At 70.8% G+C, this 20,811-nt stretch carries 22 protein-coding genes; 14 read left to right on the plus strand and 8 right to left on the minus strand.

The window, feature by feature from the left end; all coding sequences use genetic code 11:
• Nucleotides 1–29 precede the first annotated feature (29 nt).
• Nucleotides 30–200 carry a hypothetical protein gene (locus ACIQNU_RS37115; RefSeq protein ID WP_401375067.1) on the plus strand — a complete coding sequence of 57 codons (171 nt, stop codon included), beginning with the start codon at nucleotides 30–32 and terminating at the stop codon, nucleotides 198–200.
• Between the two features lie 67 nt (nucleotides 201–267).
• Here ACIQNU_RS37115 and ACIQNU_RS37120 read toward each other — a convergent pair whose 3' ends face one another.
• The gene (locus ACIQNU_RS37120; RefSeq protein ID WP_401375069.1) at nucleotides 268–822 is read right to left on the minus strand and encodes a hypothetical protein; all 555 of its coding nucleotides are present in this window, start codon (nucleotides 820–822) and stop codon (nucleotides 268–270) included.
• A 122-nt stretch (nucleotides 823–944) separates the two neighbouring features.
• Between ACIQNU_RS37120 and tsaB the strand changes: the two genes are divergently transcribed.
• The 4 genes from tsaB to ACIQNU_RS37140 are packed head-to-tail and all read left to right on the plus strand — an operon-like array spanning nucleotide 945 to nucleotide 3,553.
• Nucleotides 945–1,607 carry a tRNA (adenosine(37)-N6)-threonylcarbamoyltransferase complex dimerization subunit type 1 TsaB gene (gene tsaB, locus ACIQNU_RS37125; protein WP_401375072.1) on the plus strand — a complete coding sequence of 221 codons (663 nt, stop codon included), beginning with the start codon at nucleotides 945–947 and terminating at the stop codon, nucleotides 1,605–1,607.
• A gap of 29 nt (nucleotides 1,608–1,636) precedes the next feature.
• Entirely contained in the window at nucleotides 1,637–2,137 is a 501-nt protein-coding gene (gene rimI / locus ACIQNU_RS37130) for a ribosomal protein S18-alanine N-acetyltransferase (RefSeq protein WP_401375272.1), read from the plus strand.
• Entirely contained in the window at nucleotides 2,130–3,299 is a 1,170-nt protein-coding gene (tsaD, locus tag ACIQNU_RS37135; RefSeq protein WP_401375075.1) for a tRNA (adenosine(37)-N6)-threonylcarbamoyltransferase complex transferase subunit TsaD, read from the plus strand. Before rimI ends, tsaD begins: the two co-directional genes overlap by 8 nt.
• Nucleotides 3,296–3,553, plus strand: a complete 258-nt coding sequence (locus tag ACIQNU_RS37140; protein WP_401375077.1) for a hypothetical protein — start codon at nucleotides 3,296–3,298, stop codon at nucleotides 3,551–3,553. Before tsaD ends, ACIQNU_RS37140 begins: the two co-directional genes overlap by 4 nt.
• Before the next feature lie 50 nt (nucleotides 3,554–3,603).
• Here ACIQNU_RS37140 and ACIQNU_RS37145 read toward each other — a convergent pair whose 3' ends face one another.
• From ACIQNU_RS37145 to ACIQNU_RS37155, 3 genes are all read right to left on the minus strand, one after another.
• Nucleotides 3,604–4,875 carry an RNA polymerase sigma factor gene (locus ACIQNU_RS37145; protein ID WP_401375079.1) on the minus strand — a complete coding sequence of 424 codons (1,272 nt, stop codon included), beginning with the start codon at nucleotides 4,873–4,875 and terminating at the stop codon, nucleotides 3,604–3,606.
• 59 nt (nucleotides 4,876–4,934) lie between these two features.
• The gene (locus tag ACIQNU_RS37150) at nucleotides 4,935–5,291 is read right to left on the minus strand and encodes a YciI family protein (protein ID WP_401375081.1); all 357 of its coding nucleotides are present in this window, start codon (nucleotides 5,289–5,291) and stop codon (nucleotides 4,935–4,937) included.
• Nucleotides 5,292–5,414: 123 nt separating this feature from the next.
• Nucleotides 5,415–6,539, minus strand: a complete 1,125-nt coding sequence (locus ACIQNU_RS37155; RefSeq protein ID WP_401375274.1) for a methyltransferase domain-containing protein — start codon at nucleotides 6,537–6,539, stop codon at nucleotides 5,415–5,417.
• A gap of 236 nt (nucleotides 6,540–6,775) precedes the next feature.
• On the opposite strand from ACIQNU_RS37155, the gene ACIQNU_RS37160 reads away from it, so the two are divergent.
• The 4 genes from ACIQNU_RS37160 to groL all read left to right on the plus strand — a co-directional run bounded on the left by ACIQNU_RS37160 (nucleotide 6,776) and on the right by groL (nucleotide 10,984).
• Nucleotides 6,776–7,750: a polysaccharide deacetylase family protein gene (locus ACIQNU_RS37160; protein WP_401375083.1), complete on the plus strand. Its 975-nt coding sequence runs from the start codon at nucleotides 6,776–6,778 to the stop codon at nucleotides 7,748–7,750.
• Nucleotides 7,747–8,589 (plus strand): polysaccharide deacetylase family protein, encoded by an 843-nt coding sequence (locus ACIQNU_RS37165; protein WP_401375085.1) that lies wholly within the window; start codon nucleotides 7,747–7,749, stop codon nucleotides 8,587–8,589. The genes ACIQNU_RS37160 and ACIQNU_RS37165 overlap by 4 nt, the downstream gene beginning before the upstream one ends.
• Before the next feature lie 349 nt (nucleotides 8,590–8,938).
• Entirely contained in the window at nucleotides 8,939–9,247 is a 309-nt protein-coding gene (groES, locus tag ACIQNU_RS37170; RefSeq protein ID WP_055609712.1) for a co-chaperone GroES, read from the plus strand.
• Between the two features lie 111 nt (nucleotides 9,248–9,358).
• Nucleotides 9,359–10,984, plus strand: coding sequence for a chaperonin GroEL (gene groL, locus ACIQNU_RS37175; protein WP_401375088.1), 1,626 nt, complete (start codon nucleotides 9,359–9,361; stop codon nucleotides 10,982–10,984).
• Nucleotides 10,985–11,182: 198 nt separating this feature from the next.
• Here groL and ACIQNU_RS37180 read toward each other — a convergent pair whose 3' ends face one another.
• Complete coding sequence (locus ACIQNU_RS37180) at nucleotides 11,183–11,956, minus strand: SDR family NAD(P)-dependent oxidoreductase (RefSeq protein ID WP_401375090.1); 774 nt, start codon at nucleotides 11,954–11,956, stop codon at nucleotides 11,183–11,185.
• Between the two features lie 17 nt (nucleotides 11,957–11,973).
• Nucleotides 11,974–12,642 carry an MOSC domain-containing protein gene (locus ACIQNU_RS37185; protein WP_401375092.1) on the minus strand — a complete coding sequence of 223 codons (669 nt, stop codon included), beginning with the start codon at nucleotides 12,640–12,642 and terminating at the stop codon, nucleotides 11,974–11,976.
• A gap of 79 nt (nucleotides 12,643–12,721) precedes the next feature.
• Between ACIQNU_RS37185 and ACIQNU_RS37190 the strand changes: the two genes are divergently transcribed.
• Nucleotides 12,722–13,618, plus strand: a complete 897-nt coding sequence (locus tag ACIQNU_RS37190; RefSeq protein WP_401375095.1) for a LysR family transcriptional regulator — start codon at nucleotides 12,722–12,724, stop codon at nucleotides 13,616–13,618.
• Between the two features lie 56 nt (nucleotides 13,619–13,674).
• Here ACIQNU_RS37190 and ACIQNU_RS37195 read toward each other — a convergent pair whose 3' ends face one another.
• The gene (locus tag ACIQNU_RS37195) at nucleotides 13,675–14,019 is read right to left on the minus strand and encodes a WhiB family transcriptional regulator (protein ID WP_401375098.1); all 345 of its coding nucleotides are present in this window, start codon (nucleotides 14,017–14,019) and stop codon (nucleotides 13,675–13,677) included.
• A 378-nt stretch (nucleotides 14,020–14,397) separates the two neighbouring features.
• Between ACIQNU_RS37195 and ACIQNU_RS37200 the strand changes: the two genes are divergently transcribed.
• The 4 genes from ACIQNU_RS37200 to ACIQNU_RS37215 all read left to right on the plus strand — a co-directional run bounded on the left by ACIQNU_RS37200 (nucleotide 14,398) and on the right by ACIQNU_RS37215 (nucleotide 18,714).
• Nucleotides 14,398–15,009, plus strand: coding sequence for a response regulator transcription factor (locus tag ACIQNU_RS37200; RefSeq protein ID WP_003948568.1), 612 nt, complete (start codon nucleotides 14,398–14,400; stop codon nucleotides 15,007–15,009).
• 255 nt (nucleotides 15,010–15,264) lie between these two features.
• Complete coding sequence (locus tag ACIQNU_RS37205) at nucleotides 15,265–15,840, plus strand: sigma-70 family RNA polymerase sigma factor (protein ID WP_401375101.1); 576 nt, start codon at nucleotides 15,265–15,267, stop codon at nucleotides 15,838–15,840.
• Nucleotides 15,841–16,022: 182 nt separating this feature from the next.
• Nucleotides 16,023–17,528 carry an IMP dehydrogenase gene (gene guaB, locus ACIQNU_RS37210; protein ID WP_401375104.1) on the plus strand — a complete coding sequence of 502 codons (1,506 nt, stop codon included), beginning with the start codon at nucleotides 16,023–16,025 and terminating at the stop codon, nucleotides 17,526–17,528.
• A gap of 61 nt (nucleotides 17,529–17,589) precedes the next feature.
• Nucleotides 17,590–18,714 (plus strand): GuaB3 family IMP dehydrogenase-related protein, encoded by a 1,125-nt coding sequence (locus tag ACIQNU_RS37215; RefSeq protein WP_401375107.1) that lies wholly within the window; start codon nucleotides 17,590–17,592, stop codon nucleotides 18,712–18,714.
• A 724-nt stretch (nucleotides 18,715–19,438) separates the two neighbouring features.
• Here ACIQNU_RS37215 and ACIQNU_RS37220 read toward each other — a convergent pair.
• Complete coding sequence (locus ACIQNU_RS37220; protein ID WP_401375109.1) at nucleotides 19,439–20,695, minus strand: nucleotide sugar dehydrogenase; 1,257 nt, start codon at nucleotides 20,693–20,695, stop codon at nucleotides 19,439–19,441.
• Between the last annotated feature and the right edge of the window lie 116 nt (nucleotides 20,696–20,811).

A 20,811-nucleotide genomic window follows, 5' to 3' on the forward strand; every position in this document is an offset into this window, starting at 1 on the left:
GTCTGCCCCCTCAGCTTCAGGAGGCATCCATGTCGGCCACCGAACACCCCGCGCCGTCCGGCGTGGCGATGAGCGACCTGCTGGCGTCCTGTGCCGCCGCGAAAGAGGTGTCGACGCCCCCGGCGCGACCCGAGCCCGAGCCGGAACCCGCGACCGAGTGCCCGGCGGAGCGGTCCGAGGAGCACCCGGAAGCCGCGTAACCGCACGGCCGCCCGCAGGGTCATCCGTACGCGTGATGTGTACGACCGACCCGCCCCTACGACCTGACTACGGGATCACGACGATCTTCGCGCCGACGCCCGCGAACTCCCACATCGCGTCGCCGTCCTCGCGGGTCTCGCGGATGCCGCCCGTCTTCTTGTCCGGGTCCGGCTCCGGCGTCGAGCCGTCGACCGCCGCGCTGAACCCGATCGCGACCCCGCCGACCGACGCGAACCGCACCACGTGCTCGATCGGCGTGCCGTCGGACCCCGCGACCGAGCCCGAGCGCGAGGTGACGCTGTAGGTGCCGGGCAGTGGGTCGACCGTGCTCGGCTGGACCTTGAAGGTGCGCCGGACCTTGCCGTTCCCGCCGACCAGCCACACCCGGTCGTCGTCCAGCGAGTACACCACCCGCTCGCCGGCGCCCGTCTCGGCGGGCAGTGCCGTCGGGTTCTTCTTGTCCTTGTGCGGCCGGGACTTGGTCGCCGACGGCGACTTGCCGGCGTTCGGCTTGCCGAGAGTGTCGGGCACCTGGGCCGACGCCTGATAGGCGAGGAAGGCGACCGCGGCGATTGCCACCGCGGTGAGCCCGGCCACGAATCCCGAGCTGCTCCTTGCCACCGTGCCCACCTCTCGTACCGCTCCCGTACCGCACCTGCTGCCCGTCAGCGCCGACGGTAGCAGCCACCACCGGGCAGACCGGGGCGGCCGTGCCCCCGCCGCCGGAGCCGTAGGCTGTTTGTGTGTTGTTGCTCGCTCTGGATACCGCCACCCCCGCCACCACCGTCGCCCTGCACGACGGTGCGTCCGTCGTCGCCGTGTCGAGCCAGGTGGACGCCCGCCGGCACGGGGAACTGCTGCTTCCGGCCGTCGACCGGGTGCTCGCCGACGCCGGGCTGAAACTCTCGTCGGTGACCGCCGTCGTCGCCGGTACGGGCCCGGGGCCCTACACCGGCCTTCGGGTCGGACTGATGACCGCGGACACCTTCGGGCTCGCCCTGGGCGTGCCGGTGCACGGCCTGTGCACGCTCGACGCGCTCGCGTACGAGGTTGCGCACAGCGGCCTCGGCGGGCCGTTCGTCGTCGCGACGGACGCGCGCCGCAAGGAGGTCTACTGGGCCCGGTACGCGGACGCCCGTACGCGCGTGTCGGGACCGGCCGTCGACCGGCCCGCCGACATCGCGGCCGAGGTCGCCGGCCTGCCCGCCGTCGGCGCGGGCGCGCTGCTGTACCCGGACACCTTCCCGGACGCGCGCGGCCCCGAGCACGTGTCGGCCGCCGCGCTCGCCTCGCTCGCCGCCGAGCGGCTGCGCGCCGGGGACGACCTGCCGCCGCCGCGCCCGCTTTATCTGCGCCGCCCGGACGCGCAGGTACCCAAGAACTACAAGGTGGTCACCCCGAAGTGACCGCCGAAGCGACCGTCGCCCTGCGCGAGATGCGCTGGTGGGACATCGATCCGGTGCTCGCCATGGAACGCGCCCTGTTCCCCGACGACGCCTGGTCCCGCGGCATGTTCTGGTCCGAGCTGGCCCACGCGCGCGGGGCGGGCTCCACCCGCCGCTATGTCGTGGCCGAGTCCGGCGGCGAGATCGTCGGGTACGCGGGGTTCGCCGCGGCCGGTACCGGGACCGAGGACGGGCCCTCCGTCGTGGGCGACGTCCAGACCATCGCCGTCTCCCGCGACCACTGGGGCACGGGCCTCGGGTCGCTGCTGCTCGCGGACCTGCTGAAGTACGCCACGGCATTCGAGTGCGCCGAGGTGATGCTGGAGGTGCGCGTCGACAACACGCGCGCCCAGCGGCTCTACGAACGCTTCGGCTTCGAACCCATCGGCTTCCGGCGCGGCTACTACCAGCCCGGCAATGTGGACGCCCTGGTCATGCGCCTGACCACGGCGCCCGGCACCGACGTACAAGGAACCGCGACCCATGGCTGACTCGCCCCCCGCCCCCCGTGCTTCCCGCCCCGCCCGCGCCCTCCGGGACGAACCGCTCGTCCTCGGCATCGAGACCTCCTGCGACGAGACCGGAGTCGGCATCGTGCGCGGCACCACGCTCCTCGCGGACGCGATCGCCTCCAGCGTCGACGAGCACGCCCGCTTCGGCGGTGTCGTACCGGAGGTCGCCTCGCGGGCGCATCTGGAGGCGATGGTGCCGACCATCGAGCGCGCCCTGAAGGACGCCGGGGTCGCCGCCTCCGACCTGGACGGCATCTCCGTGACCGCCGGTCCCGGGCTCGCGGGCGCGCTCCTGGTGGGCGTGTCGGCGGCGAAGGCGTACGCGTACGCGCTCGGGAAGCCGCTCTACGGCGTCAACCATCTCGCCTCGCACATCTGCGTCGACCAGCTCGAACACGGCGCGCTGCCCGAGCCGACGATGGCGCTCCTGGTGAGCGGCGGGCACTCGTCGCTGCTGCTGTCCACCGACATCACCTCGGACGTCCGGCCGCTGGGCGCGACGATCGACGACGCGGCGGGCGAGGCGTTCGACAAGATCGCCCGCGTCCTGAACCTGGGCTTCCCGGGCGGTCCCGTCATCGACCGGTACGCGCGCGAGGGCGACCCGTCCGCCATCACCTTCCCGCGCGGACTCACCGGCCCGCGTGACGCCCCGTACGACTTCTCCTTCTCCGGTCTGAAGACGTCCGTGGCGCGCTGGATCGAGGCGAAGCGGGCCGCCGGTGAGGATGTGCCGGTACGGGACGTCGCCGCGTCCTTCCAGGAGGCCGTGGTCGATGTGCTGACCCGTAAGGCGGTGCGCGCCTGCAAGGACGAGGGCGTGGACCATCTGATGATCGGCGGCGGGGTCGCGGCGAACTCGCGGCTGCGCGCGCTGGCCGCCGACCGCTGCGAGGCGGCCGGTATCCGGCTGCGGGTGCCCCGGCCCAAGCTGTGCACGGACAACGGCGCGATGGTCGCCGCGCTCGGCGCGGAGATGGTGGCGCGGGGGCGGGCGGCGTCCGACTGGGACCTGTCCGCGGACTCGTCGCTCCCGGTGACGGACCCGCACGTGCCGGGCCGCGCCCATGACCACAGCCACGACCACAGCCACGACCACGACCACGTGCACGAGGTGGCGAAGGACAACCTGTACTCATGACGGTCGCACTGATGTGGGAGGCCGCGGCGGCGCCGGGCCGGGGCGCGGAGCTGCTCGCGTGGGTACGGGAGCAGGGGCTCGCGGCGGAACCGGTGCGGCGGGAGACCTTCTCGGCCCCCGGCGACCGGGTCCTCGTCATCACGTGGTGGCACGCCGCGTACGAGGACGACCTGCCGGAGATTCCGGAGCCGGACGCGGCGCTGGTGCGGCGCGCGGTGCATCGGTGGCGGTTCGAGTCGGTGGGGGTGGAGTAGGCGGTCCACTGGGACAGCCGGGCGCACCCGGGGTGCCCCCGAATCGGCGTCTAGAGGCCCGTCAGGCGCGCCCGCAGGAGTTTCCGTTCCGGTTCGTTGCGGGTGAGCGCGATGGCCCGTTCCAGCTCGGTACGCGCCTCCGCGTCCCGGCCCAGCCGCGCCAGCAGATCCGCCCGTACGCTCGGCAGCAGGTGGTAGTCCTTCAGGGCCGGTTCGGCGGACAGGGCGTCGACCAGGGCGAGTCCGGCCGCCGGTCCTTCGGCCATCGAGACGGCGACCGCGCGGTTCAGCTCCACGACCGGTGAGGGCGCCCGTACGGCGAGGATCCCGTACAGCGCGGCGATCCGCCGCCAGTCGGTCTCCTCGTACCGCACCGCCCGCACATGGCATGCCGCGATGGCGGCCTGGAGGACGTACGGGCCCGGCGCTCCCTCGCCGGCCACGGACTCCGCGCGGGCCAGCGCCTCGTATCCGCGCCGGATCAGCGGCTGGTTCCAGCGGGAGCGGTTCTGGTCCTTGAGGAGGACCGGTTCGCCGCCGGGTCCGGTGCGGGCGGCGGCGCGCGCGGCCTGGATCTCCAGGAGCGCGGCGAGGCCGTGCACCTCGGGCTCCTTCGGCATCAGCCCCGCGAGGACCCGGGCGAGGCGCAGCGCGTCCTCGCAGAGCGCGGGCCGCAGCCAGTCGTCGCCGGCCGTCGCCGCGTACCCCTCGTTGAAGATGAGGTAGATGACGTCGAGCACCGAACCCAGCCGGGCGTCCCGGTCCGGTCCTGTCGGTACCTCGAAGGGCACGCCCTTGGTGGCGAGGGTGCGTTTGGCGCGGACGACGCGCTGCGCGACGGTCGCCTCGGCCGTCAGATAGGCGCGGGCGATCTCGGCGGTGGTCAGGCCGCCGAGCAGCCTCAGCGTCAGCGTGGTCCTGGCCTCGGGCGAGAGCACGGGATGGCAGGCCGTGAAGACGAGCCGCAGCAGGTCGTCGTCGATGGCGTCCGGATCGTCCACCAGGTCACCCGGGTCGGGCGCGGGCGGCGCGGTCTCCAGGTCACGGCCGACCTCGGCGAGCTTGCGGGCGTACGTCTCCCGGCGCCGTACCAGATCGATCGCGCGCCGCCTGGCCGTGGCCATGAGCCAGGCGCCCGGGTTGTCCGGGACGCCTGATTCCGGCCACTGCTCAAGGGCGGCGACCAGGGCGTCCTGCGCCAGCTCCTCCGCGATGCCGACATCCCGCACGATCCGGGCGACGCCCGCGATGATGCGGGGCGACTCGATCCGGAAGACCGTCTCGACGGCGTGGGTGGTGGGGGCCGTGGGTTCGGTGCTCACGGCCCACCATCAGACACCCCGGTACGCGAACCGCCAAGTTTTCCGGCCTCGTCGGGGCGTCAGCCCTCGACGACCTCCCGGACCTCACAGGTCACCGTCCAGTACGGCTCGTGCACCTGGAGGAACCGCTTGGTCCACTCGACCGCCTCGGCCCTGTCCTTGGCCTGGAGCATCGCGTACCCGCCGATGACCTCCTTGGTCTCGGTGAACGGGCCGTCCGTCACGGACGTCTTCCCGCCCTCCCAGTGCACCCGCACACCGTCCGACGTCGGCAGCAGACCGCCGGTGTCCAGCAGGACCCCGGCCTTGGTCATCTCCTCGATCAGCTCGCCCATGCGCTGCATCAGGGCCTCGCTGGGGCCATCGGCGGGCGCGTTGTTCTCGTCGATCCGGATCAGGGACAGATAGCGCGGCATGAGCCTCTCCACTTCGCTGGGGGGCGGGGTCGTTCCCCGCCTCTCACTCAACGCGTCGAACGAGGGCCACCGGGATCGACACGTCCGGAGAATTTTCTTCCGGAACTTTTCGAGAGGTCCTTCCTAGCGTGGCGCCGGGTGGCCCAGGAGCATCGTCGGGGCGGTGTCGACCCTGGTCAGGAAGACGGTGGCCGCGTGCGGGCCCTGGGGCTTCACCTTGCGGCGCAACTCCTCCGGCTCCACCGCTGAGCCGCGCTTCTTCACGGTGAGGACACCCACCTCCCTCTGCCTCAGCAGGGCCTTGAGACGTTTGAGGTTGAAGGGCAGATGGTCCGTGATCTCGTAGGCGGTGGCGTACGGGGTCGGGCGCAGGGTGTCGGACGTGACGTACGCGATTGTTTCGTCCAGGAGTCCGCCGGACACCTCGCGGGCGACCTCGGCGACGAGATGCGCGCGGATGACGGCGCCGTCCGGCTCGTACAGATACCGCCCGACCGGGCGCACCGTCGGATCGGGCGGCAGCGTCGCGAGGGGCGACCAGAGGGACGCGCCGCCCGGCAGGAGCGTGGCCCGGCGCGCTTCGGGGCCGCCGAGGCCGAACCACAGCACGGCCTCCTTCACGTCCCCGCCGTCCGAGATCCACTCGGTCTCGACGCCGTCGGGAAGCGCCTCGTGCGGCACGCCCGGCGCGATCTTCAGCGCGGCGCGCGGCGCCCGCCGGGCGGCCTGAACGGCCCAGGACAGCGGCGGCGAGTACGCCTCCGGATCGAAGACCCGGCCCCGCCCGCCGCGCCGCGCCGGGTCCACGAACACGGCGTCGTACGGGGCCGTTTCGACCTCGGTGACATCGGCCTCGCGGACGTCGATCAGGTCGGAGAGCCCCAGTGCCTCGGCGTTGGCGCGAGCGACCGCGCAGGTCAGCGGGTCGCGGTCGACGGCGAGGACGCTGATCCCGGCCCGTGCGAGGGCGATCGCGTCGCCGCCGATGCCGCAGCACAGATCGGCGACCGACCGGACGCCCTGCTCCCGCAGCCGGGCGGCGCGATACGCGGCGACGGTGGTCCGGGTCGCCTGCTCGACACCGTTCGGCGTGAAGAACATCCGCCCGGCGTCCCCGGCACCGAACTTGGCCACCGCGCGCTGCCGCAGCCGCGCTTGGCCGAGCGCCGCCGACACCAGGTCCGCCGGGTGGTCGCGGCGCAGCCGGGTCGCCACGGCCAGTTCCTGGGCGGGGTCGGTGTCCCGCACCTCGTCGAGGAGGGCGCGGCCCTCGTCGGTGAGGAGGGCCGCGAATTCGTCGAGAGGCGAGCGGGGGGAGAGGGGGGAGAGGGGACCAGGGGCGGGGGCGTTCACCGGGCCATTGTTCACCAGGCGGGCGCGTGCCCGGCCGCTGCCCGGCCGCTGTGGGCCAGTCGGTGGATGGTCGGCGCCGGGCGGCGGTGTCGGCGTCGCACCGCGCAGGGGCGCTGACAAGATGCGGCACCATGCAACTAGTAGGACAAAAGGAACAAGTTACCGTCGGAGTGGGGCGCCCGGGGGCCCGTACACCCACCCGTTCCCGCACGCGTCCGCGTACCCGCGTGGTCTGCGCGGCCCTGCTCGCCGCCGCCGTCACCGCCCTCGCGTCCGGCTGCGGGGACACCGGGGGTGGGGAGGCCGCGGGCGGCGGCAAGGTGAAGGGCGCGCCCGGTCAGGAGCGGCAACTGACCAAGGAGGAGGCCGCCGCCAAGCAGCGCGCCGAGCAGACGGCCCGCGCCGCCGCCGCGAAGCGCTGGGGCCTGGAGAAGACACCGCTGCCCGCGCCGCCGCCGCCCGCGCAGAAGCCGCGGCTGACCACCCGTGAGGGCTTCGAGGTCGAGGGCCAGGAGGAGTTGCCGCCGGTCTTCACCACGATCCCCACCAAGGAAAAGATCGTCTTCCTCACCATCGACGACGGCGCCGACAAGGACCCGGACCTGCTCAGGATGATGGACGACCTGAAGCTTCCGTACACCGCCTTCCTCAGCGACTACCTGGCGAAGGAGGACTACGGCTACTTCCGGAAGATGCGCGACCAGGGCGTCACGCTCAACAACCACACCCTCACGCACCCTTACCTGCCGGGCCTCGACTACGACGACCAGAAGCGCGAGATCTGCGGCATGCAGGACCTGATGCGCAAGGAGTTCGGCAAGCGGCCCGAGGTCTTCCGGCCGCCGTACGGCAACTACAACCAGGACACCCTGCGCGCCGCCAAGTCCTGCGGCATCAAGGCCGTACCGCTGTGGAACGAAGAGGTCTTCGTCGACCACTGGGAGTACCGCGAGTGGGACCAGAACCTGCGTCCCGGTGACATCGTCCTCACCCACTTCCGGGGCAAGAACGACTGGAAGGGCACCATGCCGGACGACATCCGCCGGTTCATGAAGCTGATCACCGACAAGGGGTACGCGGTGGCGAAGCTGGAGGACTATCTGTGACCCGCCGGGCGCAGGTACGCCGGTCGCTGGCCGGGGTGCTGGTGGCCGGGGTGCTCGCGCCCGCGCTGCTCGGCGGCTGCGCGCAGTCCGTCGACCCGATCGAACGGCTCAGCCGCAAGGCGGCGCAGAAGGTCGGCCCGCATGTGAAGCGGCCGAGCGCCGAGACATACCGCCGCTGGGGGCTGCCGGCGCCGCTCGCCCCGGCGCCGAGCCCGCCCGCGCGTCCGCCCACGGCGGGGGCGCCGGGCGGGAAACGGGCGGGGGCCAAGGGGCCGGGGCCGGGGGGTGGCGGCGACAGCGGCGATACGGCTCTGCCGCCCGTGGTCGACCGGGTCCGTACCACCGACAAGGTCGTCTTCCTCACCTTCGACGACGGCGCCGAGAAGGACCCGCGCTTCGTGGACATGGTGCGGGAGCTGCGGTTGCCGGTCAGTCTGTTCCTCACCGAGAGCGTGGTCGGGCCCGGGTACGCGCAGTTCGCCCGGTTGCGGGCGGTGGGCGCGACCGTGCAGAACCACACGCTGCACCATCCGTACCTGCCGGGGATGCCGTACGCCGGTCAGCGGGCGGAGATCTGCGGTCAGCGGGACAAGGTGCTGGCGCGGTTCGGGGTACGGCCCCGGCTGCTGCGCCCGCCGCACAACGCGTACGACAGGGAGACGCTGCGGGCGGCGGCGTCCTGCGGAGCTTCGGCGCTGATCCTCTGGCGCCCGGCCGCCCCCGACGCCCCCCTGCACCGCGGCGACATCCTCCTGGCCCACGCGGAGTCGACCCCGGCGCTCCTCCGCCGAATCCACGCGGAGGGCCTGACGGTGGCCCGCTTGGAGGACTACCTCTAGGCGCACCCGGCGTCTTGGGCTGTGCCCACCCGTCCCGCCCTGCGGGACGACTGCCCACAGCACGTTACGCAGATCCGGTGGCTGACCTCGTTGTGGGCAGGCGTCCCGCTGTGGCCGGGCGCGCAGCGCCGGAAGGGGACCGGGCAGGGGCCGCGATCCAGCCGCGAGGGTGGCGCGTTGGCACTCCGCTTGACCGAGTGCTAACCGCAGTCATAGTCTCGGCTCTGGCACTCCCCACTGGAGAGTGCCAATACGCGACGGGCAGGTCCGGCACCCGCGACGACGGATCGACCTGGTCGCCACCTCAGACAGTTAACCCCGTGAGATCTCCGAAGGGGGAGGTCGGATCGTGACGACCGCCAGCTCCAAGGTTGCCATCAAGCCGCTTGAGGACCGCATTGTGGTCCAGCCGCTCGACGCAGAGCAGACCACGGCTTCGGGCCTGGTCATTCCGGACACGGCCAAGGAGAAGCCCCAGGAGGGCGTTGTCCTGGCCACCGGTCCGGGCCGTATCGAGGACGGCAAGCGTGTCGAACTCGACGTCACCGTCGGCGATGTCGTGCTGTACAGCAAGTACGGCGGCACCGAGGTGAAGTACAACGGCGAGGAGTACCTCGTCCTCTCGGCCCGCGACGTGCTCGCGATCATCGAGAAGTAATTCACCACCTCTGCATGTGAGCTGCGCCCCTGGCCCCCGCGACCCCAAGGAAGCCGGGGGTCCGGGGCGCAGTTCGTTCACCACCGTTCCCGAGAGGGCTGGAACGCTCCCATGGCGAAGATTCTGAAGTTCGACGAGGACGCCCGTCGCGCCCTTGAGCGCGGCGTCAACAAGCTTGCCGACACGGTCAAGGTGACGATCGGCCCCAAGGGCCGCAATGTCGTCATCGACAAGAAGTTCGGCGCACCCACCATCACCAACGACGGTGTCACCATCGCCCGCGAGGTCGAGCTGGACGACCCGTACGAGAACCTCGGCGCGCAGCTCGTGAAGGAGGTGGCGACCAAGACCAACGACATCGCGGGTGACGGCACCACCACCGCCACCGTGCTCGCCCAGGCCCTGGTCAAGGAGGGCCTGCGCAATGTCGCCGCGGGCGCTTCCCCGGCCGTCCTGAAGAGGGGCATCGACGCCGCCGTCAAGGCCGTGTCCGACGAACTCCTCGCCACCGCCCGGCCGATCGACGACAAGTCGGACATCGCCGCCGTCGCCGCGCTCTCCGCCCAGGATCAGCAGGTCGGTGACCTGATCGGCGAGGCCATGGACAAGGTCGGCAAGGACGGTGTCATCACCGTCGAGGAGTCGAACACCTTCGGTCTGGAGCTGGACTTCACCGAGGGCATGGCCTTCGACAAGGGCTACCTGTCGCCGTACTTCGTGACGGACCAGGAGCGCATGGAGGCCGTCCTGGAGGACCCGTACATCCTCATCCACCAGGGCAAGATCTCCTCCATCCAGGACTTGCTGCCGCTGCTTGAGAAGATCATGCAGACGAACTCCTCGAAGCCGCTGCTGCTCATCGCGGAGGACGTCGAGGGCGAGGCCCTGTCGACGCTGATCGTCAACAAGATCCGCGGCAACTTCAACGCCATCGCGGTGAAGGCCCCCGGCTTCGGCGACCGCCGCAAGGCGATGCTCGGCGACATGGCCGCCCTCACCGGCGCCCAGGTCATCGCCGAGGAGGTCGGCCTCAAGCTCGACCAGGTCGGCCTGGACGTGCTCGGCTCCGCCCGCCGTGTGACGGTCACCAAGGACGACACCACCATCGTCGACGGTGGCGGCAACGCGGACGACGTGGCCGGCCGGATCAACCAGATCAAGGCCGAGATCGAGAACACCGACTCCGACTGGGACCGCGAGAAGCTCCAGGAGCGCCTCGCGAAGCTGGCCGGCGGCGTGTGCGTGATCAAGGTCGGCGCCGCCACCGAGGTGGAGCTGAAGGAGAAGAAGCACCGTCTGGAGGACGCCATCTCCGCGACCCGCGCCGCGGTCGAGGAGGGCATCGTCTCCGGTGGTGGCTCCGCGCTCGTCCACGCGGCCAAGGTCCTCGACGGCAACCTCGGCAAGGAGGGCGACGAGGCCACCGGTGTCGCCGTCGTCCGCCGCGCCGTCGTCGAGCCGCTGCGCTGGATCGCCGAGAACGCCGGCCTGGAGGGCTACGTCATCGTCTCCAAGGTCGCCGAGCTGGAGCAGGGCAGTGGCTACAACGCCGCGACCGGTGAGTACGGGGACCTGGTCAAGGCCGGTGTCATCGACCCGGTCAAGGTGACGCGGTCCGCCCTGGAGAACGCCGCGTCCATCGCTTCGCTGCTGCTGACGACCGAGACGCTGGTTGTCGAGAAGCCGGCCGAGGAAGAAGAGGCCGCCGGCGGTCACGGGCATGGTCACTCTCACTAGGCGTGTTGCCTGAGCCGGAGGTCCGGCGCCCCTTTTCTTCTGGGGGTGCCGGACCTTTGGTTTTCCTCGCCCCTGCGGGGCTTGGTGCGCAGTTCCCCGCGCCCCTGATTGCGCAGTTCCCCGCGCCCCTGATGGGTGGTCGGCCGGCCGCCGTGGCCCTGTCGCGCAGTTCCCCGCGCCCCTCAACAACCCGGTTGGCTACCTCGGGCCGTACTTGCGGCCCGTCTTTGTCGTGACTCCGCCCAGGAGGGATCTCGGGGTCACCTTTGCCACCCCCATCAATGCCTTGTATCTCGGGTCCGGGATGGAGATTGTTTTGCCCTTGGTGAGGTCGGTCAGGGCTGCTGCTACCACCTTGTCCGCGTCCAGCCACATCCACTTGGGGATGTTGTCGGTGCCCATGCCGGCGCGCTGGTGGAACTCGGTGCGGACGAAGCCGGGGCACAGGGCCATCAGCCGGACGCCCGTACCGGACAGGTCCATCGCCACGCCCTGTGTGAACTGGACGACCCACGCCTTTGACGCGCCGTAGGTCCCGCGGGGGACGAAGGCCGCTGTCGACGCGACGTTGATCACGCTCCCGCGCCCCCGCGCCCGCATCGCCCCGGCCGCCGCCGACGTCAGCCGCAGGACCGCCTCGCAGTGCACCTTGAGCATGGTCAACTCGTCCGCTACGGAGACCTCCAGATAGCGGCCCTTGTTGCCGAAGCCCGCGTTGTTGACGAGAAGGTCGACCGGGCGGCGCGGGTCGGCGACGCGGGTGGCGACCGCTTCGATGCCGTCGTCCGTCGACAGGTCGGCCGTCAGGACCTCGGCCTCCACGCGGTGCCGGTCGTGCAGTTCGGTGGCCTGGTCACGCAGCCGCTCGGTGTCGCGCGCCACGAGGACGAGGTCGTGGCCGTCGGCCGCGAGCCGGCGCGCGAACGCGGCGCCGATACCGGCGGTGGATCCCGTAATCAGAGCCGTAGTCATGGGCCAAGGTTAGTGAGCTACGACGCGTACTTCTCCATGTACGTCCTGGCCTGCTCGATCGATTCGGGGTGCAGGGCGTCGCCGGCCGCGAGGAGCCGGGGCAGCAGTTCACGGCGGGTGGTGACGGCCCGGAACTGGAAACCGACCGTCACATCGTGCACGGGCCGGTGCACTACCGCGATCTCGTCGCCCGCCCGGATCTCACCGGGTTCGATCACCCGTAGATACGCGCCCGGTACGCCCTTCTCGGTGAACCGCCGCACCCAGCCGCGCTCCCCGAGGGCGCCGGCGAACGTACGGCACGGGATGCGCGACGAGGTGACCTCCAAAAGCACATCGGGTCCGATCCGCCAGCGCTCGCCGATCAGGGCGCCGGTGACCTCGACCCCCGACGTGGTGAGGTTCTCGCCGAACGAGCCGTTCGCCAGCGGGCGGCCCAGCTCGCGCTCCCAGTCGTCCAGGTCCTCGCGCGCGAACGCGTACACGGCCTGGTCGTTCCCGCCGTGGTGGCGGGTGTCGCACACGGCGTCCCCCGCGACCCCGCTCGCGCCGATCCCCTTGGGCCCCGGAGCCGTGATCCGCACGGGCCCCTCGGTCGGCCGCTTGTCGATGCCCGTGACGCCGTCCCGCTGATCGGTGTACGCGGCGGACCGGGCGCGTCCAAGATTCACTGACAAAAGCTTCATAACGGCACGCTAGCGATACGAGGTCAAAGAGTCGACGCAATATTTTCCGTACTGTCCAAGATTCGCTTATGCTCGAAGGGTGATCGAGGCCCGACACCTCCGTGTCCTGCGTGCCGTCTCCGCCACCGGCTCCTTCTCGGCGGCGGCCCGTGAGCTGGGCTGCACCCAACCCGCCGTCAGCCAGCAGATGAAGGCGCTCGAAGCCTCCGTGGGAACCCCGCTGCTGATCCGCGCGGGCCGCGAGACCCGGCTGACCCAGGCGGGAGAGGCCCTGGTCAGGCATGCCGCGGGCATCCTCTCCGGGCTCACGGCCGCCGAGGAGGAGGTCGCCGCCATCGCCGGACTGCGCGCGGGCCGGGTCCGGCTGGTCTCGTTCCCGAGCGGCAGCTCAACGCTCGTACCCACCGCGCTCGCTGCCCTGCGCGCCGCCCACCCCGGTACGCGTGTCTCGCTGGTCGAGGCCGAGCCGCCGCGCTCGGTCGAGATGCTCCGCGAGGGCGACTGCGACATCGCGCTGTCGTTCCGTTACGAGGGTGCGTCGGCCGTCGACGACTGGTCCGACCTGGTGGTGCGGCCCCTGCTGGCCGACCGTCTGGTGGGTCTCGTACCCGAAGGGCATCCGCTGGCCAGGGCCGGTGCGGTGGGTATCGGGGAGCTGGCGGGCGAACCGTGGATCGCGGGGTGCCCCCGGTGCCGGCGGCAGTTGGTCGAGGTCTGCGCGAGTGCGGGCTTCGAGCCCCGGATCGACTTCGCGACCGATGACTACCCGGCCGTGATCGGCCTGGTCGGCGCCGGTCTCGGCGTGGCCGTACTGCCGGAACTCGCGCTGGAGTCGGTGCGGCCGAAGCGGGCCAGGACCGTCACGGTGGAACCGGCCGTGCGGCGCGAAATCGTCGCGCTCACGCTGCCGGACCTGGCCCAGGTCCCGGCGGTCTCGGCCACCCTCGACCATCTGACGCGGGCCGCGGGCTTGTAAGAAGCGTTACTGCGTTACGGACAACAGGTGTTGCTCGGCTCTGGAGAAACGTTCCTTCAGTGTGGTGGTGCCGCTCCGGCGCTCGACGTCGCCGACGCCGCCGCCGATGCCGTGACGAGCCGGTTGCGTGCGCGCCCCATCAGCTCTTCGCGTTCGTCCTCGGTCAATCCGCCCCAGACGCCGTACGGCTCGCGCACCGACAGGGCGTGGGCCGCGCACTCGGCGCGCACCGGGCACCTCATGCAGACCTCCTTGGCCGAGTTCTCACGTGCGCTCCGTGCCGCACCGCGCTCGCCCTCCGGGTGGAAGAAGAGCGAGCTGTCGACCCCGCGGCATGCCGCGAGGAGCTGCCAGTCCCACAGATCTGCGTTCGGTCCGGGAAGGCGGGAGAAATCTGCCATTGCTGGTCCCCTTGTAGCCGTTCTGACGCGGACAGTGCCCACGACCGTACATCTACTGTCTAAGGAGATGAAAATATGACTCTTTAGGAATCTAGCCTCAGACACCAAGGAATGGGAAGAAAAGCCGCCAAATGGGGCGTAGCTCTTGGTGAAAACTTTCAGTCACGCGCGGTGCCTGGGGTGTGTCCGCTCCCTCACGTAGAGTGCCGAAGGTGGCTGAGTGACCCGTAACTCTTTCGGGTGACCATCGTTGAGAGTGCCGGAGGCGGTTGAAGAGAGAAGTGCTCGGGCACATGTCCGAGTGCGTCAACCGCACAGGTGACGATTCGTACCAGCCTGGAGGCTCAAGGTGACGCGCATCAGCTGCGGAGGGCGGTCATGACATCCGTCCTCGTCTGCGACGACTCCCCGCTTGCCCGAGAAGCGCTCCGTCGCGCGGTCGCGACCGTGCCCGGCGTCGAGCGTGTGACGACGGCGGCCAACGGCGAGGAAGTCCTCCGCCGCTGGGGTGCCGACCGCTCGGACCTGATTCTGATGGACGTGCGCATGCCCGGACTGGGCGGCGTCGAGACGGTGCGCCGACTGCTCTCGGCGGACCCCGGCGCCCGCATCATCATGCTGACGGTCGCCGAGGACCTCGACGGGGTCGCACTCGCGGTCGCCGCCGGTGCCCGCGGCTATCTGCACAAGGACGCCTCGCGCGCCGAGCTGCGCGCGACCGTCACCCAGGCGCTCGCCGACCCCACCTGGCGGCTCGCCCCGCGCCGGCTGCGGTCGGCCGAGATGGGGGCCGCCCCCACGCTCACGGCGCGTGAGATCCAGGTCCTCGAAGGCATGAGCCACGGCCGCTCCAACGCGGAGATCGGCCGAGAGCTGTTCCTGTCCGAGGACACCGTGAAGACCCACGCACGACGGCTCTTCAAGAAGCTCGGCGCCTCGGACCGCGCGCACGCGGTGGCGCTCGGCTTCCGCTGGGGCCTGGTCCGTTAGGTGAGCACGTGAGCCGCCGCGGGGGTTCGGTGATCCCCGCCCGCCGGAGGGTGGGCGGGGCGGTTCCTGCGGTGCCCGCCGCTCGTTTCCCGTCGGATGTCGCATCCTTGAGGTGTGGAGTTCCCTGGGGACGAGTCGGACGAGCGGAAGGGGAGGGCGCAGGAGATGAGTTCCGGCGCACCTGCTCATAACGCTTCGGTGCACAACTACGGACCGGGTGCCGCGGAGCGCACGGAGCCAAGGCACCATGGACCGATGCGCGACGACGGGACGACGGTGATCGGTGCGCTCGTCCATCGTGCTGTCGACGGCGACGAGCAGGCCACGCACGACCTGCTGGCCCACGTCCACCCCCTGGCCCTGCGGTACTGCCGCACCCGGCTGTCCCGACTGCCGGGTGACGCGCGGCACTTCGTGGAGGACCTGGCGCAGGAGGTGTGCGTGGCGGTGCTGCTGGCCCTGCCGCGCTACAAGGACACCGGCCGGCCCTTCGAAGCCTTCGTCTTCGCCATCGCCGCGCACAAGGTCGCCGACCTCCAGCGGGCGGCGATGCGGCACCCCGGATCGACGGCCGTGCCGTCGGACGAGATGCCCGAGCGCCCCGACGACTCCCTCGGCCCCGAGGAGCGGGCGCTGCTCAGCAGCGACGCCGAATGGGCCAAGAAACTCATGGCCAACCTCCCGGAGAACCAGCGCGAGCTGCTTCTGCTGCGTATCGCGGTGGGGCTCACGGCCGAGGAGACGGGCCAGATGCTGGGGATGTCGCCGGGGGCGGTACGGGTCGCTCAGCATCGGGCGTTGAGCCGGCTGCGGGCTTTGGCTGAGCAGTAGCCCGCGGCGCCTGACCAGGACATGCCTGACCAGAACATGCCTGACCGGGGCACGGGCGGGGAGGCCCCCGCCGCCCCGACGCCTCCGGGTATCCGGGTGCGGGCTGGATACTGGGGAGGGGAGTCGTCGGATTCCCGTAGCATGGACATCCGTATCGAGCAAGGCCATTTGGGGAAGGTGTCATGACTGCCAACGTCGACGGAGTGCCCGAGAAATTCGCGACACTCGGGCTGACCTACGACGACGTGCTGCTGCTGCCGGGCGCGTCCGACATGGCGCCCGACCAGATCGACACCGCCTCGCACATCTCGAAGAACGTGCGGGTGAACATCCCGCTGCTGTCCGCCGCCATGGACAAGGTCACCGAGTCCCGGATGGCCATCGCCATGGCACGGCAGGGCGGCGTCGGTGTCCTGCACCGCAATCTGTCCATCGCCGACCAGGCCAACCAGGTCGACCTGGTGAAGCGGTCCGAGTCCGGCATGGTCACCGACCCGATCACCGTCCACCCGGACGCGACGCTGGGCGAGGCCGACGCGATCTGCGCCAAGTTCCGCATCAGTGGCGTACCCGTCACCGACGGTGGCGGCAAGCTTCTCGGCATCGTCACCAACCGTGACATGGCCTTCGAGGCGGACCGTACCCGCCAGGTGCGCGAGGTCATGACGCCGATGCCGCTGGTCACCGGCAGGGTGGGCATCTCCGGCGTGGACGCCATGGAGCTGCTGCGCCGCCACAAGATCGAGAAGCTGCCGCTCGTCGACGACGCGGGCATCCTCAAGGGCCTGATCACGGTCAAGGACTTCGTCAAGGCCGAGAAGTACCCGAACGCCGCGAAGGACGCCGGGGGCAGGCTCCTCGTCGGCGCGGCCGTCGGGGTCGCCGGAGACTCCTTCGAGCGGGCCCAGGCCCTCATCGAGGCCGGCGTCGACTTCATCGTGGTCGACACCGCGCACGGCCACTCCCGGCTGGTCGGCGACATGGTCGCCAAGATCAAGTCGAACTCGTCCGGCGTCGACGTCATCGGCGGCAACATCGCCACCCGGGACGGCGCCCAGTCCCTGATCGACGCGGGCGTCGACGGCATCAAGGTCGGCGTGGGCCCCGGCTCCATCTGCACGACCCGGGTCGTCGCCGGTATCGGCGTCCCCCAGGTCACCGCGATCTACGAGGCCTCGCTCGCCGCGAAGGCCGCCGGCATCCCCGTCATCGGTGACGGCGGACTCCAGTACTCCGGTGACATCGCCAAGGCCCTGGTCGCCGGCGCCGACACGGTGATGCTCGGCTCCCTGCTCGCGGGCTGCGAGGAGTCGCCGGGTGAGCTGCTGTTCATCAACGGCAAGCAGTTCAAGTCGTACCGCGGCATGGGCTCGCTCGGCGCGATGCAGACCCGGGGCGAGCGGAAGTCGTTCTCCAAGGACCGGTACTTCCAGGAGGGCGTCGCCTCCGACGAGAAGCTCGTACCCGAGGGCATCGAGGGCCAGGTGCCGTACCGCGGACCGCTCTCGGCCGTCGTGCACCAGCTCGTCGGCGGACTCCGCCAGTCGATGTTCTACGTCGGCGGACGCACCGTCCCCGAACTCCAGGACCGCGGCCGTTTCGTCCGGATCACCTCGGCGGGCCTCAAGGAGAGCCACCCGCACGACATCCAGATGACGGTCGAGGCGCCGAACTACAGCCGCAAGTAGTCGCGCCGGCCGGGTCGGGGATACTGGAAGGCGCTCCAGCGCAGAGGGAAAGGCCACACACGTGACTGAGATCGAGATCGGGCGCGGCAAGCGCGGCCGGCGGGCGTATGCCTTCGACGACATCGCCGTCGTCCCGAGCCGTCGTACGCGCGACCCGAAGGAGGTCTCGATCGCCTGGCAGATCGACGCCTACCGCTTCGAGCTGCCGTTCCTGGCCGCGCCCATGGACTCGGTCGTGTCCCCGCGCACCGCCATCCGCATCGGCGAGCTGGGCGGCCTCGGCGTGCTCAACCTCGAAGGGCTCTGGACGCGGTACGAGGACCCGCAGCCGCTGCTCGACGAGATCAGCGAACTGCCCGCCGAGGGCGCGACCCGGCGCCTCCAGGAGATCTACGCGGCGCCGATCAAGGAAGAGCTGATCGGGCAGCGCATCAAGGAGGTCCGGGACTCGGGCGTCGTCACCGCCGCCGCGCTGTCGCCGCAGCGTACGGCCCAGTTCTCGAAGGCCGTCGTGGACGCCGGCGTCGACATCTTCGTGATCCGCGGGACCACGGTCTCCGCCGAGCATGTCTCCGGTGCCGCCGAGCCGCTGAACCTCAAGCAGTTCATCTACGAACTCGACGTACCGGTGATCGTCGGCGGCTGCGCCACGTACACGGCGGCGCTGCACCTGATGCGGACCGGCGCGGCCGGTGTCCTCGTCGGATTCGGCGGCGGCGCCGCGCACACCACGCGCAATGTCCTCGGCATCCAGGTGCCGATGGCCACCGCCGTCGCGGACGTGGCGGCGGCCCGGCGCGACTACATGGACGAGTCCGGTGGCCGGTACGTGCATGTCATCGCCGACGGCGGCGTCGGCTGGTCCGGCGACCTGCCCAAGGCCATCGCCTGCGGTGCGGACGCCGTGATGATGGGGTCCCCGCTGGCCCGCGCCACGGACGCGCCGGGCCAGGGGCACCACTGGGGCATGGAAGCCGTCCACGAGGACGTGCCGCGCGGCACCCGCGTCGACCTGGGCGCGGTCGGCACCACACAGGAGATCCTGACCGGTCCCTCGCACATCCCCGACGGCTCGATGAACTTCTTCGGCGCCCTGCGCCGCGCGATGGCGACGACCGGCTACAGCGAACTCAAGGAGTTCCAGCGGGTCGAGGTCACGGTGGCGGACTCGCAGCACAAGCGGTAGCCCAGCGGATACACGGATACGGCGAGAGCCCGGACCTGAGTGACGGTCCGGGCTCTTTCGCGTGCTCAGGGCGTACCCAAGTGGGGCTGAGGGGGCGCGTGTTGCAGAGAGGGGGCGCACGGTTGCGTTTGGGACGAATCCGGGTCTGACAACCGTATTGCGCCGATAGTGTCCCTGTGTGGCGCCCCAGTTCTATGGAGCGCCCCCTTCCAAGGACTTCGTTCCGGACCTCGGCCCTCGGGGCCCGGCCCGAGTTCTGACGTGCCGCCTACCGGGTCAATGGGTGGCGATGTGGAAGGGGGCGCACCATGGGTCGCCACCGCAAGCCCACCCGCTGGGACCGGATCCGTCTTCGGATGGTTCAGTGCCGGAGGAGGTGGATTTTGCGGATTTACGGTCGATGACTGGCCGCCCCTATAAGAACTAGGGGCGGACACCCATGATTCGACCAGGAGCCTGCCGCAGAGGCCACTGCGGTGGGCTCCACCTATTTGAACGTTACCCGATCCGCCGACGGGCGGTGTGGTGCCGGAGGAGGTGGATTTTGCGGATTTTTGGATGGTGAGCGGCCACCCCTACAGGAATTAGGGGTGGACACTCCGTAAGCCATCAGGAGCCTGCCGCAGTACCCGCTGCGGTGGGCCCCACCAGCTTCCACGGTAGCTTCGGGGCCATTCCGGGCGCCAGCGGTCTCGGGGGCTCGGGGTGCTTCGTGCGCCCCCCTTCACAACCTGTGCGCCGCCCCCGTCGGGGTCGCTCCCCGGGTGTCCAGGAGGAGTTGGGCCTTGACCGACAGGCCCTGCAAGTCGTAGGTGCGGTGGTGTTGGAGGAGGAGGGTCAGGTCTGCTTCGGCCGCTGCTTCGTAGAGGGAGTCCGCGCGGGGGACCGGGCGGTCCAGGATGTTCCAGGCGGGGACGTAGGGGTCGTGGTAGCTGACGGAGGCGCCGAGTTCCATCAGGCGGGTGGCGATCTCCCGGGCGGGGGAGTTCTGTTGGTCCGCGAGGTCGGGTTTGTAGGTGACGCCGAGGAGCAGGACGCGGGCGCCGCGTGCGGACTTACCGTGTTCGTTCAGGAGGGTCGCCGCGCGCTGGATGACGTACTGGGGCATGTGGTTGTTGACCTGCTGGGCGAGTTCGACCAGGCGGAGGGGGCGGACCGTGTGGTGCGGGCCAGAGAGGTCCTGGGGGACGCCGTGGCCGCCCACGCCGGGGCCGGGGCGGAACGCCTGGAAGCCGAACGGCTTGGTCTCGGCGCAGCGGATGACGTCCCACAGGTCGACGCCCAGGTCCTGGCAGAGGACGGCCATCTCGTTGACGAGGGCGATGTTGACGTGCCGGAAGTTGGTCTCCAGGAGCTGGACCGTCTCCGCTTCGCGCAGGCCACGCGCGCGGACGACCTTGTCGGTGAGGCGCCCGTAGAAGGCGGCGGCCGACTCGGTGCAGGCGGGGGTGAGGCCGCCGATGACCTTCGGTGTCGCGGTGTAGCGGTGGGCGCGGTTGCCGGGGTCGACGCGGCTCGGCGAGTACGCGAGGTGGAAGTCGCGGCCCGCCCGCAGCCCGGAGCCCTGTTCCAGGAGGGGCAGCAGGAACTCCTCGGTGGTGCCGGGCGGCACCGGTGACTCCAGGATCACGGTGGTGTGCGGGCGCAGCCGTGCGGCGAGGGCACGTGCCGCGTCGCCCACTTGGCCCAGTTCGGGCGAACCGTCCGCGCCGCGTGGTGTCGGGGCGCAGATGACGGCCGTACGGACCCGGCCGAGGCCCGTCGGGTCCGCTGTCGGCCGGAAGCCCCCCGAGAGCATCCGGCGCAGATCGGCCGAGGTCAGGACGGAGCCGTCCAGGGCGTCCGCCGGGAGACGGGCCGCCGGGCGGTCGGGCGAGAGGCCCGGGTCGTAACCGAGCGTGTCGATGCCGGCGGCGACGGCTGCCTGGGCGAGGGGCAGGCCGAGGTGGCCGAGTCCGATGACGGCGAGATCTGCGGGCATGGCGGTGGGCCGTCCTTCCCAATAGCCGGGGCGGGAGGATCGCGCAAGCCCTGTGGACAAAGTGGACCAGCGCAATGTCACACTAGGAGTAAATATGACCGTTATGCGGTATTGGG

The sequence above is a fragment of the Streptomyces sp. NPDC091292 genome (assembly GCF_044757265.1).
GTDB lineage: Bacteria > Actinomycetota > Actinomycetes > Streptomycetales > Streptomycetaceae > Streptomyces.